A 20,862-nucleotide genomic window follows, 5' to 3' on the forward strand; every position below is an offset into this window, starting at 1 on the left:
AACACATGAAAAAATTAATATTATCTGCTTCAGTAGCATTTTCAGTTCTTGCAACTACAAACGTATCAGCTCAACAAGGTTTTGGAACAAATGCTCCAGATAAATCATCAGCTGTAGATATCGTTTCTTCAAAACGTGGTTTATTGATTCCACGTATTGAATTAAAAAATACAGGAGAAGCAAGTCCAGTTACAAAACCAGCTGAGTCATTGTTAGTGTATAATACTACAAAGACAGGTGATGTAACGCCAGGTTTCTATTACTGGGAAAATAATAGATGGGTGCGTTTCGTAGCTTCTAATACTGAAAAAACTGTTACTGTAACAGCAGGTACAAATGTAGATGTTGTTGTAGATAGCTCAGTGCTTAATACAACTGATTATAAAGTTAGTGTAAAAGGAGGTGATAAAGACGGAAAGGTTTTGGTAACTAAGATAGATGGTAGTAATAGTACAACGGTTTGGGTTGATCCAAAAGAGTTTGTATCTAATGCTGTTAGTGCTACAAATGGTTTAACTGTAGTTAATGATAAAGACGGAAATAGCCAATTTGAATTAGGTGGAGCTTTAACTAAAGACTTAACGACTATTGGTACTGGAAATGGAAAGAATTTAGCAATTACTGGATTAACAGATGTTTCTGATAAATTTGATGGGAAAGAGCAAAAGATCGTAGTGATGGGGGCAGATGGAATTTTAAAAATTACATCTCCTAAATCATTAATTGAAGAGTCTATCAAGAATGGAGATATTACAGGAAGAGGGTTAACTTCAAGTTCTATTGTTGTTAGTGAAAAAGGAAAAAATGCTCTTTTACAAGATGTAGTTATTGATATTAAAGGAGGTAGTAAAGCAGGTCAAGTTCTTGTTACAAAAGGTGATGGAGATAATACCACGACTGAATGGGTTGATGCTTCTAAATTAGGGAATACTGTTACGGCAAATAATGGTTTAACTATGGATAAAGATAATAACATCACATTAGGAGGAATACTGATAAGTCCAACTAAAATTACTTCAGATAAGACAAATACATTAGCAATTGCAGGTTTAGAAAATGCTGGTAAAACGACAGAAACTAATAATATTGTAGTTGCAGATAAAGATGGTGTTTTAAAACAAGCTTCGGCAAAGGATTTTGTAGAAGATGCTATTTCTAAAGGAAATTTAGAAGCTAAAACATTAAAAGGAGCAGGTATTACAGTTACAGCAGGAGATAAAGAAGGAACAGATTTATCAGTTGCAAGTTCTTTATTAAAAGATGTGACTTTAGGAATTGCTAAAGATGCAATAACATCAGAAAAAATTGCAGATGGAGAAGTAAAAACATCTGATTTAGCTGGTGGAGCAGTTACAGCTGATAAAATGACAGCAGGTACTGTTAATGGAGAAGGTAAAGTTGATTATGCAGCAGAAGGAACTGTTCCAGTAGCAGGAAAAGATGGTAAAGTTACTTATCAAAATGTTTCTGCTACATTAGGAAAGACATTAACAACTGATGGTAAAATTGTTGTTGGTGATGATAAAAAATCAGAATGGCCTAATTCAGTTTTAGTTGAAACTAAATTGAGTATTAAAGAAGGAAGTATTACAACTACTGAAATTGCTGATAATGCAATTACATCAGAAAAAATTAAAGATGGAGAAGTAAAAACATCTGATTTATCTGGTGGAGCAGTTACAGCTGATAAAATGACAGCAGGTACTACAAATGCTGATGGTACAGTAACGAAAGCAGATAAAGGAACTGTTCCAGTAGCGGGTGAAGATGGTAAAGTTACCTATCAAAATGTTTCTACTACATTAGGAAAGACATTAACAACTGATGGAGTTATTGTAATTGGAGAGAACGGTGAAGCAAAAGAAACAACAGCGACTAATTCATTATTAGCTGATGTTAAGTTAAACATAGGTAAAGATAAGATTACAGCAGACCATATTGCTACAGGTGCAGTTACATCAGATGAGATTGCAGATGGTACTATTCAAGCTGTGGATATGAAATCAGAGGGTAGTTCAAAAGTTTTAGTTACAAATGAAAAAGGAGAAGTTATTTGGACTGAGCAATCTGCTTTAAATAATAAAGATACGTTTAAAGGAGAGGGGCCAATTGCTATTAATGCTGGAACTGATAATACAACAGGTGGTAAAGATTATACTATCTCTATTGCTAATGCAAATGGAAAGGATATAGCTGGTGTTGTGAAAGAAGCGGATACAGCCCCAACAATTAATTTTGTAAATGGAGTAGCTACTGTAAATGTTGAAAATATATCTGCAACACAAGGTAAAGGATTAACATCAACAAGTATTACAGTTAAAGATGGAGATAAAGCATTGTTACACGCTGCAAGTATTGAGATTACTCCAGGTGCAACAGATGGAATGGTGTTAGTTACTACTGGTACTGATATAAAGACAACGAAATGGGTTCCTGCCGGAGAACTGGGAAATACTGTTACAGCAAATAATGGTTTAACTAAGGATAATAAAAATAACATCACATTAGGAGGAACACTAACAAGTCCAACTGAAATTACTTCAGATAAGACAAATACTTTAGCAATTAAAGGATTACAACCTGCAACAGGAGCTAATAAAGTTGTAGTGGTAAATGGTGAAGGAGTTTTAGCAACTGTAAATCAATCAATGAGTCCAACAGTAATTAGTTCAACTACTAATATTTCTAAAATAGATGGATATAGTCCTCTAACACCAGAGGTGGTAATAGAAGTACAAATAGGTTCTACTGACATTGATTTAGAATTACCAGCACCATCAGGAGCAGAAGGACAAACAATTAGTGTGAAAATTGTGAATACAGTAGAGCCATCTGCTTATTTGAATATCAAAGCAAATGGGACAGAATTAACTTACGGAGCAATGCCATTCCAAGGTTGGATTATTAAATCTAACGGTACTAAATGGATCATTGTAGGGCGTAACTAATTAAAAAAACACAACAAAATGAAAAAATCTTATATAGGATATGCAGGACTTGCTTTAGTACTTTCTTTAAGTGCTGAGCAAGCTCATGCACAACAAGGATTCGGAACGGATAAGCCACATAAATCTGCAGCAGTAGATATTACATCTCCTAAAAGAGGTTTGTTAATTCCACGTGTAGGTTTAGTTAAAACTACTAATGGGGAAAGCCCTATTAATGGACCAGCCCAGTCATTGATGGTATATAATGAAAATACTCACGAAGACGTAACTCCAGGTTATTACTATTGGGATAATGATCGTTGGGTACGTTTTGCAAAACAATCTGATGTTACTGAAATTACTTTAGTAGGTGATGCTGTAGGAAAAACAGGAAAAACAAAGGTTGTTGCTATTCAGGGTGTATCTGTAATAGGAGCTCCAACTATCGCTAATCAGGTTTTAATGTATGATGGTACTTCTTGGACACCAACTACTATTACGGCTTCACAATTAAGTGATGCTAAGAATTTGTCTGCAGCAGATGGGGATAATGCTACTATTGAAGTGGTTACAGGTGGTTTGAATGCTACGCTTGTAGAAACTTCTTTAAGAGTTAAAAACGAATCTATTACTTCTGCGCAAATTAAAAATGGAGAAGTAAAAACGGAAGATTTAGCTGATAAAAATGTAACTGCTGGTAAATTAGTAGCAGATCCGAAAGATGAAGGTAAGGTTGCTGTTGTTCAGAAGGATGGATCGGTTAAGTATGAAAACTTAGCATCTTCTAATGTAATAGGACAAGATGTAACTGCTGCAAGCGATAAGGTTGTGTTAAGTGAAGGAGCAAAAGGAGCTGCATTGAAAGTATTCACAATCGATGTTGATGAAAAGAAGTTAAGTTTACAGAATATAGGAGGGAAAGTAACTAATGATCAAATTACAGCAGGAAGTACAGGACAAGTATTGATTACTGATGGTACTACAACTAAATGGGTTGATCAATCTGTTATTTCTCCAACAACAAACACTCTTACTAAAAAGGAAAGTACAAATGGTAATACAATCGTATCAAATGTAAATGGTAAGTCTTCTGAATTATCGTTGATTGAAAGCGTAATAAATAATGTTGATGGTACAAATATCACTACATCTGTTAACGGTGTTACTTCTTCATCTGTAGATTTAGGACCAGCTATTCAGGCTGGTCAAAAAACGGTGGAGGTTGTAAATGGAACAAATACAACTGTTACTAAAACACCTGCTGAAGGAGGAAAACACACTACATACGCTGTAAATGTTTCTCAGGAAGCTATACAAGGAGCACAAAAAACAACAACTGTTGTTGGCACAGAGAAGCTTGTTACTGTTACACCTACTGTTAATAATAATAATACGGAGTACAAAGTAAGTATTAATAAGGAAGAGATTTTAAAAGATCAAGTTAATACAGTTGTTAGAGCTGGTAATGGAGTTATTGTTTCAGACGGGAAAGCGACTCCAGAAAAAGATGGTAAGGAAGTTTTCTATGATGTAGCTATTGATACAAATGGAGCTACAAAAGGACAAGTATTAACTGTTGAAGGAGAAGGTGATAACAAAACAGTAAAATGGACAACACCTGCTGCTGATAAGGACACTAATATCTATAATGTTGATGGTACTTTGGCAGGTAATCGTACGGTTAATATGGATCGAAAGTCATTGAGTTTTAAAGATGGCGATGCAAGTATTAGGTTTTATAATAATAAGTGGGGACAGAATGAAACCTCTTCAGAAAATAGTATTCAAATAACAAGTACTCAAAGAAGTACTTTACAGCTTACTTCGTTAGGACGCAATTTTTATGTTTTTCAAGATCCTAATTCGGTAGGACAAATTTCTTCTTCAGGAGGTAGCGCTGGTCTTGAATTCTCATCTAATGTTTCAGGTAATGCTACTAATAGCGGAATCAGATTTAGTTTAGATAGAAGAGTAAGAATGTCATTAGATAAAGATGATACTTTTAAAGTAGGACTATTAAATTATGGAGCTGGAGAATTACAAGAAGCAAAGAGAGAGACTTCTGCTTATAATGCATTGAATGTAGTTCATGGACACGTGAAAATTGATGAAATCAATGAAATAAAAGGTACAGCTACGGATAATATTGTTGTTGCTGATAGTAAAGGTGTTTTAAAAACAATTAAAGCCTTGAAAGCAGCAATGCCGAAGTTTTTCTATATGCCATCTGTAGTTATGCCAACTGCAGCTGATCAAATATCGGCTGAAGTTACGCCTAATGTTACGTATGCTAATGGTATATATACTGTAGATTTATATGCTAATTATACGGCGCAATTTGGTAGCCCAAGAGTTTCGAGTGAAGCTAACTTTAAATTGCCAGTGTTACCTAAAGAGGAGCTTATTTATAATGTAACGTGGTATGATTCTACTGTTTTTACAAATGTAAATATAACAAAGGAAGGAAAGTTAACATATAAAATTTCTCCAAATGCAGATGTTACAATAGGTTCTTTTATGAATATTGTATTCGCTGTTAAAGAATAAAAATATGAGAAAATATTTGTATATAGGATTATTAGCATTACTTCTGATAGGGAGTAATGCTTATAGTCAAGATATTATTCCTAAAGGAGCTTTTATAACAGCGGCTTACGCCACGGGAGGTTCGAGTCAACATAAGGATAAAGTGCTTTGGTTAACTTGGGGAGCTCAATCTGTGTATGATACATATGGAAAGCACAATGTACAAATTGTTAATGGTTCGGCTTCTTATGCTAAAATTGATTTAGGAGGAGGTAGGTTTTTAAAAATAGCCGCAGTTATTAGTAATTTGGAATATGCAAGTGGCAAAGGTTGGAGTTCTGTTCCTGAATGGGGAGGTTATTTAAATAGTTATGCTCCTGGTAATTACTCTGGGGATTCTATGGATGATATGTATAATATTGGAGGAACTGGTACTCGAAATAAGTTAATTAGTGGTCTTAGAAATACACAAATTGCAGGTCAAGTGCGTTTTACAATCACTGCTAAAGCTACTATTGAAGATAAACCTGTTCGCTTGAGTGGGATGGTAATTGGTGATGCTGAATCTCTAGCCGAAAAAGAACAATTTTATGCAATTGGAAGTGGAGATTGGACTATTGTTGATTTACAAAAAAATCTAAGTAAAGGAGCTTATGAAGTACTAAAGACAAAGGATGCAAAGGGATTGACAAAGTTACATTTTTTAAATGGGAATGATAAAGATACTGGAGCAGTTGCCTTTATGACTTTTAATAATGATGCTTATAAAGGGAATGGATATGAAGTTCAGTTTGATGTTTATTTAAAAGGAGGAGGATTAACAGCAATTGCTTTAGGGTTAATTCCGCCAAGTTTAGATATGGGGGATGCTCCTGAAAGTTATGGTGATGCTATACATATGTTAGAGTCTTATGTTCCCACAAATGATAATGTTTCTGTGAATGAAGTAAGTGATAGAGAGCCAGTTAAGGTGAATTTAAATAGTGATGCTTATAAAGTTGGAAATCTTCAATCAGGAATTAATAATTACTTGGGTACAACTGCTGCGGATGGGGATACTCAGAAAATGTATTCTAAAGATGCTTTAGGTGACGATAATTCTGGAACTGCAGTTCCAAATGAAGAGGATGCTTGGCCAGAGAAATTACGTCGTTTTTCTCATAAACTTTTTTATAAAAAAGGAGATAAAATTGAAGCAGAAATTGGATATACAGCGTTTAAAGAAGGATGGATTTCAGGATGGATAGATTTCAATCAAAACGGGGTGTTTGATGATGATGAAAGGGTTACTGTTTTTGCGCCAAAAGCAGACAAAGGTAGTGTAAAAATGGTGTGGACTGTACCTGTAAATCGAGTTATTCGCAGTACCTTTGTACGTCTTCGATTTGGGTATAATGAATCTGAGGTAAAGAGTCCAATTGGGATAGCAACTGGTGGTGAAGTAGAGGATCATAAGATCTATATTTTAGGTCCGGCGCGTTCTAACCCAATGTTACCAAATAAAAGTAGATAAGTTATTAAGTTTATAAATAGAATTATGCAATCAAAAAAATTATTTAAGGTTGCGCTTGTTGGCTTAATGGCTCCAAGTGCAATTGTTGCACAAAAGGATAAGAAAGATCAGGTGTTGCTAAATGAAGGGATAATCTCTATTGCTGAAGGTGGAGTTTTGTCTACTGTTTATGACTTTGATAATACTGCGGATGGTAAAGTAAAAAACGATGGTACAGCTTATTACTATAGCAACTTTAACAATGATAATTTATATTATTATAGTGATGGAGCGAAAGAGTCTAAAGCAATCTTTACTCGCTACGAAAATGAAAAAGGGAAACAAGTAATTTCTGGATCTAAACCAACAGAGTTTTTTGATGTGGTTTTGGATAATGCAGAAAACTATGTTGCCTTTGATCTTAAAAACGAAATGAACGTAAATGGTTCTATGGATTTTAAAGATGGGATTATTAAAGTGGACTCTCTAAAAGGGGCACTTACATTTCATCAAGGTTCTAAAGCGTTACATCCAAAGGATAGAAGTCACGCTGAGGGGTTCGTAGAGAAAAAGGGAAATGAAGAATTTCAATATCCAAAAGGAGATAAAGGTATTTACCGTTATGCACGTATAAGTGCGCCTGAGAATATAAAGGATGCGTTTGAAGGAAAATACTCTCTTGACGACAAGAATTTCTTTAGAGCTCGTTCAGGAAAATCGGGTGTAATTAATTTACTAAATGAACGCGAGTATTGGACTGTTGAAAAAGGGAATGACAATAGTGAGCGTGGTATTATGCTAACGTTAAGTTGGGATGAACGTACGACACCTGCTGAGTTGTTAAAAGATCCAGAAAAGGAATTACACATTGTTCGTTGGGATGCAAGACAGCAAGTTTGGGTTGATGAAGGAGGAGTAGTTGATATGGATAAAAAAGAAATTACTACTGCGGCATCCGTAAAAGGATATGGATTCTTTACCCTGGCTACTATAAAAAGAGAATTGCTATTGGATGGTGATATAGTTATTTATAACTTAGTAACACCTAACGGAGATGATAAGAACGATTATTTCTTAATAGACAACATCAATAAGTTTCCAAATAATACAGTGGAAGTGTACAACCGTTGGGGGGTGAAGGTTTATGAAACTAAGGCTTATGATAGTAACGGGAATGTTTTCCGTGGGTATTCAGAAGGTCGTGTTACTGTAAACAAAAATGAAAAGTTACCATCAGGTACGTATTTTTACATTGTTAGCTACGAGCATAAAGATGCTGGTGGTTCTAAAATGATTAAAAAATCTGGATATTTACATTTAGATAACAACTAAGAAAAGAGTTTATGAGTATTCATAATAAAATAAAGAAGATTGGAATTAGCCTACTTGCAGTAGGCTGTTTCAGTCAAATGCATGCGCAACAAGATCCTCAGTTTACGCAGTATATGTACAATACGAACAATATTAACCCTGCTTATGCTGGGTCAAGAGGTGTTCTTAGTGTATTTGGTATGTATAGAACACAATGGGTAGGATTAGAAGGCGCACCTAAAACAGCTAATGTTTCTGTTGCAACTCCTTTGGGAGAAAGCGGATTGGGATTAGGTGTTAATTTCACTAACGACCGATTAGGGGCAATGGATGAAAATAATATTTCTGTTGATTTATCATATGCAATTGATTTAAACAGAGATTATAAGTTAGCTTTCGGTATTAAAGGAACAGCTAATTTGTTGGATGTAGATTATACAAAATTGAATATTCACAATCCTTCTGATCCTGTTTCTCAAACGAATATAAACAATAAGTTTACGCCAAATTTAGGGGCTGGTCTTTATTTGTATTCAGACAAAGCTTATCTTGGATTGTCAGTTCCGAATTTTTTAACTTCGGATAGATATGATGATAACGATGTAGAAACAATGCGTCAAAAAGCAAACTTCTACTTTATGGGAGGTTATGTTTTTGATTTAAACCCAAGTTTGAAGTTTAAACCTGCTTTCTTAATGAAGGCGGTAGAGGGAGCTCCTTTGCAGGTTGACTTAACAGCGAACTTCTTAATCGTTGATAAGTTTACTGTAGGTGCCGCTTATCGTTGGGATGCTTCTGTAAGTGCTTTAGCAGGTTTCCAAGTGAATGATAATCTGTTTGTAGGTTATGCTTATGATGCAGATACAACTTCTTTGAGAAATTATAATTCTGGTTCGCATGAGATCTTCTTGCGTTTCGATATTTTCAGTCGTACAGGAAGAATTAACACGCCGCGTTTCTTCTAAAAAAGATAAATTAAAGCAGGCTTTGTTAATTTCCTTATTAGAAAAGAATAAATAATAACATTACACGTTAATAAATAGAGCTTCTTTCGGGGAGCTCTTTGTAATAGTAGTAGAATCAAATAAAACAAGTAGACTACTTAGTCGGTTTCACTTGTTGCAGAGCATCCCCAACTATATGTTCTGCTAAGTTTAAAATTAATCCCCACATCAAATTTATGCAGTTAAAGCCCGAGAGATCTATCTCTCAATTTAGATTATTAATAGTCTTCTCAATAGTTATTTTTCTTTACAGCATTGTAACTAAATTTATAGGTGCACCTTTGTACTTTATTTATTTGGAAGGCTTTTTATTATTGTTCTTTTTAAAACATAGAATGAGAAAGCACCATAGCGTGCGCTTTGGTATTTTGTTATTAGTCTTTTTCAGCTCCTTATTTTATCTGTTGTATTACAATCAGATGTATTTGCTTATAACAGTTGTATGCTGTAATGTTACTAATTTATTTTGCCTTTTCAAGGAGATAAAAGAGGTGCAAGAACGCAAGGATGTAGTAACGTCAATGGAATTAAACTATATATTGGTTGTTTCTTTTGTTTTAATAGCAGCGACGACGGTTAACTTTTCAAAATTGACCTACATTTATCACGAGTTAGAATACAACACTGTTTTTGAGTCTTTCTTTTTTACAACTGTTGGAGTTGGGTTAATTTATTCCATTGTTACTTTGGTTAGGTTGTCATACTGTGACTGTCACGAGGTAATTGGAATTAATCAATCAAACTTGGTATTGGAAAAAGTAAAGCCAATGTTGCAATATGATACCTTGCCAATTTGTACAGAAGACAGTCGTAAGGTAGTTGAGTTTTTTGAAAAGAGTACGTTGTATTTAGATCGTGATTTCACAGTTGAAATGTTGGCAAAGGAGCTAAATTTTACAAAGGCTCAGTTGTCTGAAACACTGAATAGAACAATGGGGGTTAATTTTTACAATTTAGTAGCGAGTTATCGCATTAAGTATGCAAAGAAAATTATGCAAGAACGCCAAGATTTATTGATTGATGGTGTTATTGTAAATTCTGGTTTTAATTCGAAAACAACGTTTAATAAGTACTTTAAGCATTTTGTGGGAATTACACCAACGGAGTTTAAAAATAAGGTAATGAATGGAGAAATATAATTTTTCGGTTAGAAATACAAAAGGATTTTACATTAAGTAAGGTCCTTTTTTTGTGTAAAAAACTTGGGTTTTTTACCTTAAATGGGATCAAAAAGGCCTTTTTAGGCCTATTTTTTATTAAAAATGTAGGAAATACTACTATTTTGTAAAAGGATAAAAGTAGTTGTATTTATGTGTGTAAAACACTGGTAATAAGGCCTTTATGGTTGTTATTGTTGGTTTTTTAGTTGTAATTATTTAGCTTTTAAATGTGTCTTAAAAGGGAATTTTCCGACAATAGTCCGACAATCCTCGGAGAATACTGGGCTGAGAGGTATTTAGTCGGAGAATACGCAGAGGGCTCTCAGACAATACTCATAGAAGTGTTTGAAGAGGAGGCAATAATTGTTTTTTAGTGCATTTGATATTAAAATAATCACTTTGGCATTTTTGAGGTGTGAGAGAGTTTATTTTGCATTTTCGTGCTATGCTTAAAGAGGAGGGAATAAGTTATATGAAAGAATATAAAATACTTTATTATTAAAACTTCTACTGTTCGATTTTCTGTTTTGCGAATGCGTAAATGTGTGGGGTTGATTTTCAAGGTGTTGTGTTTTTGAAGAGAAATGTTGTTTGTGAGTAATCATTTTAAGAAGGTTTGGTATTGTAATCTTAATAGATTGTAGCACTATTGGTTAAGTGTATAAAAAATTGTTAATGCTATATAAATTAGCGAAAAGGTGTCTCTACAAAATATGATATTTTAAATACTTACCCTATATTTGGGAAGCATAAAAAAGAAAATATGAAAATTTTAATATCGCCAGCAAAGAGTTTAGATTATACAAGTGCGGTGCCTGTACTTACAAGTACAAAGCCCATTTTTATAAAAGAATCGAAAGAGATTAATGAAGTGTTGAAGTCAAAAACTCCAATGGACTTAGAGGCATTGATGAAGATTTCATCGAATTTGGCTGAATTGAATTGGAAGCGTAATCAAGAGCGTGTTTTTGTTAAGAAGGAAGGTAATGAGGAAGATTTTAGACAAGCGGTTTTTGCGTTTAATGGAGATGTTTATGGCGGACTTGATGCTTATTCGTTGAAAGTTGAACAAATAGAAGAATTACAAAATAAGCTTAGGATTTTATCTGGTTTATATGGTATTTTGAAACCGTTAGATGAGATTGAACCTTATAGATTAGAAATGGGAACTAAGATGCCTGTAGGTACTAATGCGAACTTGTATGAGTTTTGGAAACCAGTGATTGCAGAATCGCTAAATAAGGAGATGAAACAAGGAGAGCTATTGGTTAATCTGGCAAGTAATGAGTACTTCAGTGCTGTTGATAAAACAGCGTTAAAGGCTACATTGATAACTCCGGAGTTTAAAGAACTTAGAGATGGAAAGCTAAAAGTGATTAGTTTCTACGCTAAGAAAGCAAGAGGAATGATGGTTAGATATATCATTGATAATGGTATTGAGGACTTAGATGGCTTGAAAAAGTTTAATGTAGATGGATATGCTTGGAGCGAAGGAGATTCGAAAGGAAATAAATTAGTGTTTACAAGATAAATTTATATTATACCACCAACAAAAACTTATGGAAGCAGTACATTATATTAGCTCAGATGTATTTACAATTGAGAAATTAAATGAAATATTAACACAGGGTCAAAAGATCCAATTGTCAGAAGAAGCACGTGCAAATATTGAAAATTGTCGTACTTATTTAGACAATAAAATGGCGGAGCACAAGGATCCTATTTATGGAATTAATACTGGGTTTGGTTCTTTGTGTAACGTGAAAATTGACAATGAAAATTTGTCTAAATTACAAGAGAACTTAATGAAATCTCACGCTTGTGGAACTGGTGAGTTAGTTCCAGAAGAGATTATTAAAATTATGTTGTTGCTAAAGGTTAAGTCTTTGAGTTATGGTAATTCAGGGGTTCAATTAGCTACAGTGGAGCGATTGATTGATTTTTATAACAATGATATTTTACCTGTTGTTTATACACAAGGTTCTTTAGGGGCATCTGGAGATTTAGCTCCGTTAGCTCACTTGTCATTGCCTTTAATTGGTGAAGGGGAAGTGTATGCGGATGGATTTCGTCAGCCTGCAGCTAAAGTGCTTGAGAAAAACGGATGGGAACCAATAAAAATGAAGTCTAAAGAAGGATTAGCTTTGTTGAACGGAACACAGTTTATGAGTGCTTACGGATGTTATGTAATGATTAAAGCTAAGCGATTGTCTTATTTAGCTGATGTAATTGGAGCAGTTTCTTTAGAAGGGTTTGACGGTAGAATAGAGCCTTTTAACGAGTTAATACACTTTGTAAGACCTCATAAAGGACAGATTGAAACAGCGCAGTTTTTCAATGAAATGTTAGATGGGTCAGAGTTGATTAAACGACCAAAAGAACACGTACAAGATCCGTATTCTTTTAGATGTATTCCTCAAGTTCACGGTGCGTCAAAAGATGCAATTGACTATGTGGATCGCGTGTTTAAAACAGAAATAAACTCGGTAACAGACAATCCGAATGTGTTCTATAAAGAAGATATTATTGTGTCAGGAGGAAATTTCCACGGACAGCCATTAGCTTTAGCATTAGACTTTTTAGGAATTGCATTAGCTGAATTAGGTAGTATTTCTGAAAGAAGAACATATCAGTTGATTTCTGGTTTAAGAGGATTACCTGCGTTTTTAGTATCTGATCCAGGATTGAACTCCGGATTTATGATTCCGCAGTACACAGCTGCAAGTATTGTTAGTCAAAACAAACAATTAGCTACTCCTTCAAGCGTTGATAGTATTGTTTCAAGTAATGGACAAGAAGATCACGTGAGTATGGGAGCAAACGGTGCTACAAAGGCATTGCGTATTGTTGAGAATTTAGAGCGTATTTTAGCTATTGAGCTTATGAATGCTTCACAAGCTTTAGAGTTTAGAAGACCTGCAAAATCAAGTGATTTTATTGAATCATTTGTTAAAATATACAGAGAAGAAGTGCCATTTGTAGATGCAGACCGTATTTTACATTATGATATTGAGCGTTCAATTGCGTTCTTAAACTCTTTTCAAATCGATTTAGACGCCTAAAACGTTAAATAAATCGTGAAATAATTTATAAAAGCCGTATCTTTTCGTAGGAAATAGGTACGGCTTTTATTATATTGCTATATTTGTAAGTGTTTATCAAAAAAACAATAATCATTGAGTAAATTAAATAAACTTAAGATATTGAATGACCCTATTTATGGGTTCATTACGATTCCGAATTCTTTGGTGTACGATTTAATCGAACACCCTTATTTTCAGCGCTTGAGAAGAATATCTCAGATGGGGGTATCTTATCTTGTTTATCCAGGAGCTCATCACACGCGTTTTCACCATGCTTTAGGTTGTATGCACTTGATGCAAAAGGCAGTGCAAGTACTTCGATTTAAAAATGTTTCTATTTCTGAAGAGGAAGAGAATGCGTTATATGTGGCTATTTTGTTACACGATATTGGGCACGGACCATTTTCTCACGCAATGGAGGAGAGTATTGTTGAGGGAGTACACCACGAGGAGATTTCTATTTTCTTTATGAATCGATTGAATCAAGAGTTTAATGGACAATTGAGTTTAGCGATTGAAATATTTCAAGGTAGGTATCACCGTAAGTTTATGTTGCAATTGATTTCCGGCCAATTGGATATGGATAGGATGGACTATTTAAAAAGAGATAGTTTTTATAGTGGTGTGGCAGAAGGAAATATCAACTCAGAGCGATTAATTCAAATGTTGAATGTAGTCAATGATGAATTAGTTGTAGAGAAAAAAGGAATTTACTCTGTAGAAATGTTTTTGATAGCACGTCGTATGATGTATTGGCAAGCTTATTTACATAAAACAAGTGTATGTGCTGAGCTTATTTTGGTGCGCATTTTGAAGAGAGCTAAAGAGTTAACACATAAAGGAGTGGAACTTTGGTGTAGTGAATCGCTTTTGTTCTTTTTGAAAAATCACATTGATCACGATGATTTTGACACTATGGCCTTAGAGAAGTTCGCTTTGTTAGATGATTCTGATATATTGGGAGCTTTGAAGTCGTGGCAATTTCACAAAGACTTTATTTTATCTGAATTGAGTAAAATGATTGTCAATCGTGAATTGTTGAGAATAGAAATAGTTTCAGATAAAGAAGAAACAAAAGCTAAGATGAATGTGATGTTGGATAAAATTACAGAGAGATATGGAATTTCTAATGAAGCTGCAAAGTATTTTGTCTTTAAAGGTAAGGTTGAAAATCAAGCGTATAGCAAGAGTAAAGAACCAATTATGATTTTAAAGAAAGATGGTTCTGTAAAGGATGTTTTATCGATTTCAGATGAGTTAAACTTAAAGTCGCTAACTAAATTAGTAACAAAGTACTTTGTTTGTTATCCAAAAAACGTTTTTGAAAGTTAAGTTTCAATTATATTTTATATTTTTGCCACAATGAAAATAGCAGCAGAACAAATAGCGTCAGTATTAGGAGGAGATATTGTAGGAAATCCTGCAGTTGAAGTAAGTACTTTAGCTAAAATTGAAGAAGGAACTGAAGGGTCTATTTCTTTTTTAGCCAATCCTAAATACATACATCATATCTATACTACCAAAGCTTCGGTAGTTATTGTTAATAAAACATTTGAACCAGAACACCCAATTGAGGCTACTTTAATTAAGGTGGATGATGCATACAAAGCATTTTCTAAACTGTTGGAGTATTATAATCAAGTTAAATTAATGAAGTCTGGTATTGAACAACCGTCAGTTATTTCTGAAGGTGTTGAATATGGAGAAGAGTTATATTTAGGTAGTTTTTGCTATTTAGGTAAGAATGTTAAGATCGGTAAAAACGTAAAAATATATCCAAATACATTTGTAGGTGATAACGTAAGAATAGGGGACAACACTGTACTTTTTGCAGGAGTTCGTATCTATTCTGAAACTGTTATTGGTAATAATTGTACAATTCACGCAGGTGTAATTGTTGGGTCAGATGGATTTGGATTTGCACCAAATGCTGATGGAACTTATAGTAAAGTGCCGCAGATTGGTAATGTAATCATTGAAGATAATGTGGAAATAGGAGCAGCCACGACAATTGATCGTGCTACTTTAGGTTCTACTATTATCCGCAAAGGAGTTAAATTAGATAACCAAATTCAGATTGCTCACAATGTAGAAGTTGGAGAAAATACAGTAATTGCATCACAAACTGGTGTTGCGGGATCAACTAAAATTGGTAAACATTGTCTTATTGGAGGACAAGTTGGTATCGTAGGGCATATTGTGATTGGAGATAATGTGAAAATTCAAGCGCAAGCAGGTGTGAGTAAAAGTGTTGAAAGTAATACTGCAATTCAAGGAACTCCTGCATTTGCACACGGTGATTTCTTACGTTCATATAGTCATTTCAAAAATTTGACTAAAATTGTAAGTGATGTAGAAGATTTAAAGAAGAAGATATAATTATAGTCTATCAAAATATTTAAAGAGATTTAATTATGGTTAAACAGAAAACCATCCAGAATGAAGTAACATTAAAGGGTGTTGGATTACATACAGGTCAAGAGGTTACGATGACTATTAAGCCAGCTCCAGTGAACAATGGTTTTACGTTCGTTCGTATGGATTTGGAAGGGCATCCTGTGATTGAAGCAGATGCAAATTATGTTGTGACAACACAACGTGGTACAAACCTTGAAAAAAAAGGTGTTAAAATTCAAACAACAGAGCACGTATTAGCTGCTTTTGTTGGATGTGATTTAGATAATGTTATTATCGAATTAAATGCATCTGAGCCACCAATTATGGATGGGTCTTCTAAATACTTTGTTGAAGCTGTAGAAAAAGCTGGTGTTGTAGAACAAGATGCAGAACGTGAAGAGTATATCGTAAAAGAGGTAATTTCTTTTGTTGATGAAACTACTGGAAGTGAGATTATCGTTATGCCTTGTGATAGCTACCAAGTTACCGCAATGGTAGACTTTGGAACGAAAGTGTTGGGTACTCAAAATGCTACTCTTAAATCTATTCACGATTTTAAAGAGGAGATTTCTGAGGCAAGAACATTTAGTTTCTTACATGAATTAGAAGCTTTGTTGGCTCATGGGTTAATCAAAGGAGGGGATTTAAATAACGCTATTGTTTATGTGGATAAAGAGATTTCTCCAGAAACAATGGAACATTTGAAAAAAGCGTTTGGTAAAGACGAAATTAGCGTTAAACCAAATGGTGTTTTAGATAACCTTACTTTACATTATCCTAATGAGGCGGCTCGTCATAAATTATTAGACGTAATTGGTGATTTAGCATTAATTGGAACTCGAATTAGAGGAAAGGTAATTGCTAATAAACCAGGACACTCAGTAAACACAAGTTTTGCTAAGAAAATGTCTAAGATTATTCGCAATGAAAAGCGTAATCAAGTACCTACTTATGATTTACATAAAGAACCTTTAATGGATGTAAATCAAATTATGGCTTTATTACCACATAGACCTCCTTTCTTACTTGTTGATAAGATTTTAGAAATGTCTGAAACACATGTAGTAGGATTGAAAAATGTGACAATGAATGAACAGTTTTTTGTTGGTCACTTCCCAGGGGCGCCAGTTATGCCAGGGGTTTTAATCTGTGAGGCTATGGCACAATCAGGAGGAATCTTGATTTTAAGTACAGTACCAGATCCAGAAAACTATTTAACTTATTTCATGAAAATGGATAATGTTAAGTTTAAAAACAAGGTTTTCCCTGGAGATACTTTAGTGTTCAAGTTAGAATTAATAACGCCTATTCGCCGTGGAATTTGTCATATGCAAGGTTATGCGTACGCGAATGGAAAACTTGTAGCTGAAGCAGAGCTAATGGCTCAAATTTCAAAAATTAAAAATTAAATAAAGAGATAATATGAATCAGCCTTTAGCATACGTTCACCCAGGAGCAAAAATAGCACGTAACGTAGTGATTGAGCCTTTTTCTACAATTCACAATAATGTAGAAATTGGTGAAGGAACTTGGATTGGGTCAAATGTGACTATTATGGAAGGGGCGCGCATTGGTAAAAATTGTAAGATATTTCCAGGAGCGGTAATTTCAGCAGAACCACAAGATTTAAAATTTGAGGGAGAAGTTACTACAGTAGAGATTGGTGACAATACAACAATTCGTGAATGCGTAACTATAAATAGAGGTACGAAAGATAGATACAAAACTGTAGTTGGAAAGAATTGTCTTATCCAAGCATATAGTCATATTGCTCACGATTGTATCGTAGGTGATAACTGTATCTTTTCAAATTCAAGTACTTTAGCTGGACACGTAACAGTAGGGGACTTTGTTGTTTTAGCAGGTCTTGTTGCTGTACACCAGTTTTGTACAATTGGTTCTCATTCATTCATTACAGGTGGTACATTGGTGCGTAAAGACGTTCCTCCGTATATTAAAGCAGCTCGTGAGCCAATTTCATATGCAGGTATTAACTCAGTTGGATTGAGAAGAAGAGGGTTTACTCCAGATAAAATTAGAGAAGTTCAAGAGATTTATCGTTTATTATATCAGAAAAACTATAATACAAGTCAAGCCTTGGAAATTATAGAAACTGAGATGGAGGCTACTCCAGAGAGAGACGAGATTATTATGTTTATCCGTAGTTCTTCAAGAGGGATTATGAGAGGATATTCGGGAATTTATTAGAATTAAGTATTAAACTAAATATATTTAGAAAATGGCAACTACAGCTGATATTAGAAACGGTTTATGTATTAAGTATAACAATGATATTTATAAAATTGTTGAGTTCTTACACGTTAAACCTGGAAAAGGACCTGCTTTCGTTAGAACAAAAATGAGAAGTTTGACTAATGGTAGAGTATTAGAAAACACTTTTTCTGCTGGACACAAAATTGATACTGTGAGAGTAGAAACACATAAATTCCAATATTTATACCCAGAAGGGGATCAGTTCCATTTTATGAATGTTGAGAACTATGAACAGATTACTTTATTAAGAGATATCTTAGATGCTCCAGGTTTATTAAAAGAAGGAGAAATGGTAATGGTTCAAATTAATACAGATACTGATTTACCACTTTCAGTTGATATGCCTGCTTCTGTTGTTTTAGAAGTTACATATACTGAGCCAGGAGTAAAAGGTAATACTGCTACAAATGCAACAAAACCTGCTACTGTAGAAACTGGGGCTTCAATCAACGTTCCTTTATTCATTAATGAAGGAGATAAAATTAAGATTGATACAGCTACTGGTGCTTACATGGAACGTATCAAAGAATAATTTTTTAGAAGAGATATCATGCGTTTTGCAAAAGTTCAAGATTTACAGACAATAGCGGAAATTATTGGCTGTAAATTTGTTGGAGATCCAAACTTTCCTGTTTATGGTATAAACGAAATTCACGTTGTACAAGAAGGAGAAGTAGTATTTGTGGATCATCCAAAATATTATGATAAGGCATTAAATTCTAATGCGACTATCGTTTTGATTAATAAAGATGTACCGTGTCCGGAAGGAAAGGCTTTGTTGATTTCTGACGATCCGTTTAGAGACTTTAATAAATTGTCTAAATTCTTTAACCCTTTTAAACCAGCTACAGAAGTTCGCGCAAAAGATGCTGTAATTGGTGAGGGTAGTGTTATCCAACCAGGTGTTTTTATTGGGCACAATGTTGTTATCGGAAAGAACTGTGTTATTCATCCAAATGTTGTTATCTATGATGGTACGGTAATTGGGGATAATGTAGTTATTCACGCAGGAACTATTTTAGGAGCTGATGCTTTTTATTACAAAAAACGCCCAGAGGGATTTGATCCTTTGGTTTCTTGTGGAAGAGTAGTGATAGAAGATAATGTTGGTATTGGAGCCGCTTGTACAATTGATAGAGGGGTAACAGGAGACACTACTATTAAAGAGGGTGCAAAAATAGATAACCAAGTTCATATTGGGCATGATACAGTTGTAGGTAGTCGTAGTTTGATTGCTGCACAATGTGGTATTGCTGGTTGCGTGGTTATCGAGAATGAGGTAACCTTATGGGGACAAGTAGGAACTACAAGTGGTATTACTATTGGTAGTAAGGCAGTTGTGTTAGCTCAATCAGGAGTTTCTAAGTCATTAGCTGGAGGAAAAGTTTACTTTGGGTATCCTGCAGAGGAGTCAAGAGATAAATTGAAACAAATAGCTAATATTAAAAGAATTCCAGAGTTACTTGCAAAAACTAAAAATATATAGGTTATTTTCTCTAATAGTTGTTTGATTTTTTAGTCAAAATGACAAAATTGAGGTAATGTAATTAATTAATCAGTTAAACTCACTTATAAAGGGATAAAAAGTTTTATAGCTTAATAGAATTGTTTATTTTTGTGTAAGTAAGTTAAATAAATAAAAACAAGATCATGAGTGTTTTAGTAAATAAAGATTCAAAAATAATCGTTCAGGGATTTACTGGAAGTGAAGGTACATTCCACGCTTCTCAAATGATTGAGTACGGAACAAACGTTGTTGGTGGTGTTACTCCAGGAAAAGGTGGTAGTACTCACTTAGATCGTCCAGTATTTAATACAGTTTCAGAAGCAGTTGAAAAAGCAGGTGCTGATACATCTATTATCTTCGTTCCACCAGCATTTGCTGCAGATGCTATTATGGAAGCTGCTGATGCAGGAATTAAAGTTATTATTTGTATCACAGAAGGAATTCCTGTTGCTGATATGATCAAAGCTTACAACTATATCAAAGGTAGAGATTGTAGATTAGTAGGACCTAACTGTCCAGGTGTTATTACTCCAGGTGAAGCTAAAGTTGGTATTATGCCAGGTTTCGTATTCAAAAAAGGTACTGTAGGAATTGTATCTAAATCAGGTACTTTAACTTATGAAGCTGCTGACCAAGTTGTAAAACAAGGATTAGGAGTAACTACAGCTATTGGTATTGGTGGTGACCCAATCATCGGAACTACAACTAAAGAAGCTGTACAGTTATTAATGGCTGACCCAGAAACTGAAGCAATCATTATGATTGGTGAAATTGGAGGTCAATTAGAAGCTGATGCTGCTCGTTGGGTAAAAGAAAATGGTAACAAGAAACCTGTTATTGGATTTATCGCTGGGGAAACTGCTCCAAAAGGTAGAACAATGGGACACGCTGGTGCTATCGTAGGTGGTGCAGATGATACTGCTGCTGCTAAGAAACGTATTATGGCTGAGTGTGGAATTCACGTTGTTGATTCTCCTGCTGAAATCGGTAAAAAAGTAAAAGAAGTTTTAGGATAGTTTGTGACTAACTAAAGTATACTATATAAAAAGCCAATACATTTATTTGTATTGGCTTTTTTTGTTGCGTTGTCCCGTCCTAAAATAGGTTTACACAAAATAGACTTATTTATGAAAGAGACAGAAAACACAAGGGAAAAGCGTAGTCAACGAGATTATACTTTA

The 20,862-nt window shown here is 34.4% G+C and carries 15 protein-coding genes; all 15 read left to right on the top strand.

All coding sequences use genetic code 11. The features are described from left to right. Nucleotides 1-5 precede the first annotated feature (5 nt). The 15 genes from BLT46_RS06935 (at nucleotide 6) to sucD (ending at nucleotide 20,697) form a co-directional block, all read left to right on the top strand. Nucleotides 6-2,948: a hypothetical protein gene (locus BLT46_RS06935; protein WP_090408262.1), complete on the top strand. Its 2,943-nt coding sequence runs from the start codon at nucleotides 6-8 to the stop codon at nucleotides 2,946-2,948. 18 nt (nucleotides 2,949-2,966) lie between these two features. After that, nucleotides 2,967-5,474, top strand: a complete 2,508-nt coding sequence (locus BLT46_RS06940; protein ID WP_090408265.1) for a hypothetical protein — start codon at nucleotides 2,967-2,969, stop codon at nucleotides 5,472-5,474. A gap of 4 nt (nucleotides 5,475-5,478) precedes the next feature. Continuing rightward, entirely contained in the window at nucleotides 5,479-6,966 is a 1,488-nt protein-coding gene (locus BLT46_RS06945; RefSeq protein WP_090408268.1) for a CshA/CshB family fibrillar adhesin-related protein, read from the top strand. A 24-nt stretch (nucleotides 6,967-6,990) separates the two neighbouring features. Then, a complete protein-coding gene (locus BLT46_RS06950) occupies nucleotides 6,991-8,277 on the top strand; it encodes a T9SS type B sorting domain-containing protein (RefSeq protein ID WP_090408271.1) in 1,287 nt (428 codons plus the stop codon). Between the two features lie 11 nt (nucleotides 8,278-8,288). Then, the gene (locus BLT46_RS06955) at nucleotides 8,289-9,221 is read left to right on the top strand and encodes a PorP/SprF family type IX secretion system membrane protein (RefSeq protein ID WP_090408274.1); all 933 of its coding nucleotides are present in this window, start codon (nucleotides 8,289-8,291) and stop codon (nucleotides 9,219-9,221) included. Between the two features lie 530 nt (nucleotides 9,222-9,751). Then, nucleotides 9,752-10,399 carry a helix-turn-helix domain-containing protein gene (locus tag BLT46_RS06960; RefSeq protein ID WP_176770738.1) on the top strand — a complete coding sequence of 216 codons (648 nt, stop codon included), beginning with the start codon at nucleotides 9,752-9,754 and terminating at the stop codon, nucleotides 10,397-10,399. 784 nt (nucleotides 10,400-11,183) lie between these two features. Continuing rightward, nucleotides 11,184-11,951: a peroxide stress protein YaaA gene (gene yaaA, locus BLT46_RS06965; protein WP_090408280.1), complete on the top strand. Its 768-nt coding sequence runs from the start codon at nucleotides 11,184-11,186 to the stop codon at nucleotides 11,949-11,951. 28 nt (nucleotides 11,952-11,979) lie between these two features. Further along, nucleotides 11,980-13,482, top strand: a complete 1,503-nt coding sequence (gene hutH / locus BLT46_RS06970; protein ID WP_090408283.1) for a histidine ammonia-lyase — start codon at nucleotides 11,980-11,982, stop codon at nucleotides 13,480-13,482. A gap of 114 nt (nucleotides 13,483-13,596) precedes the next feature. Further along, nucleotides 13,597-14,835, top strand: coding sequence for an HD domain-containing protein (locus BLT46_RS06975; RefSeq protein ID WP_090408286.1), 1,239 nt, complete (start codon nucleotides 13,597-13,599; stop codon nucleotides 14,833-14,835). 30 nt (nucleotides 14,836-14,865) lie between these two features. Then, nucleotides 14,866-15,882, top strand: a complete 1,017-nt coding sequence (gene lpxD, locus BLT46_RS06980) for a UDP-3-O-(3-hydroxymyristoyl)glucosamine N-acyltransferase (protein WP_090408289.1) — start codon at nucleotides 14,866-14,868, stop codon at nucleotides 15,880-15,882. Between the two features lie 35 nt (nucleotides 15,883-15,917). Then, nucleotides 15,918-17,309 (top strand): bifunctional UDP-3-O-[3-hydroxymyristoyl] N-acetylglucosamine deacetylase/3-hydroxyacyl-ACP dehydratase, encoded by a 1,392-nt coding sequence (locus tag BLT46_RS06985; protein ID WP_090408292.1) that lies wholly within the window; start codon nucleotides 15,918-15,920, stop codon nucleotides 17,307-17,309. 13 nt (nucleotides 17,310-17,322) lie between these two features. After that, the gene (gene lpxA / locus BLT46_RS06990; protein WP_090408296.1) at nucleotides 17,323-18,108 is read left to right on the top strand and encodes an acyl-ACP--UDP-N-acetylglucosamine O-acyltransferase; all 786 of its coding nucleotides are present in this window, start codon (nucleotides 17,323-17,325) and stop codon (nucleotides 18,106-18,108) included. A 31-nt stretch (nucleotides 18,109-18,139) separates the two neighbouring features. After that, nucleotides 18,140-18,706 carry an elongation factor P gene (gene efp, locus BLT46_RS06995; RefSeq protein ID WP_090408299.1) on the top strand — a complete coding sequence of 189 codons (567 nt, stop codon included), beginning with the start codon at nucleotides 18,140-18,142 and terminating at the stop codon, nucleotides 18,704-18,706. Between the two features lie 18 nt (nucleotides 18,707-18,724). Continuing rightward, the gene (locus BLT46_RS07000; RefSeq protein ID WP_090408302.1) at nucleotides 18,725-19,660 is read left to right on the top strand and encodes a UDP-3-O-(3-hydroxymyristoyl)glucosamine N-acyltransferase; all 936 of its coding nucleotides are present in this window, start codon (nucleotides 18,725-18,727) and stop codon (nucleotides 19,658-19,660) included. A 164-nt stretch (nucleotides 19,661-19,824) separates the two neighbouring features. Continuing rightward, nucleotides 19,825-20,697 carry a succinate--CoA ligase subunit alpha gene (gene sucD, locus BLT46_RS07005; RefSeq protein WP_090408306.1) on the top strand — a complete coding sequence of 291 codons (873 nt, stop codon included), beginning with the start codon at nucleotides 19,825-19,827 and terminating at the stop codon, nucleotides 20,695-20,697. Nucleotides 20,698-20,862: the final 165 nt, after the last annotated feature.

This window comes from Myroides phaeus (assembly GCF_900099675.1).
Taxonomy (GTDB): Bacteria; Bacteroidota; Bacteroidia; order Flavobacteriales; family Flavobacteriaceae; genus Flavobacterium; species Flavobacterium phaeum.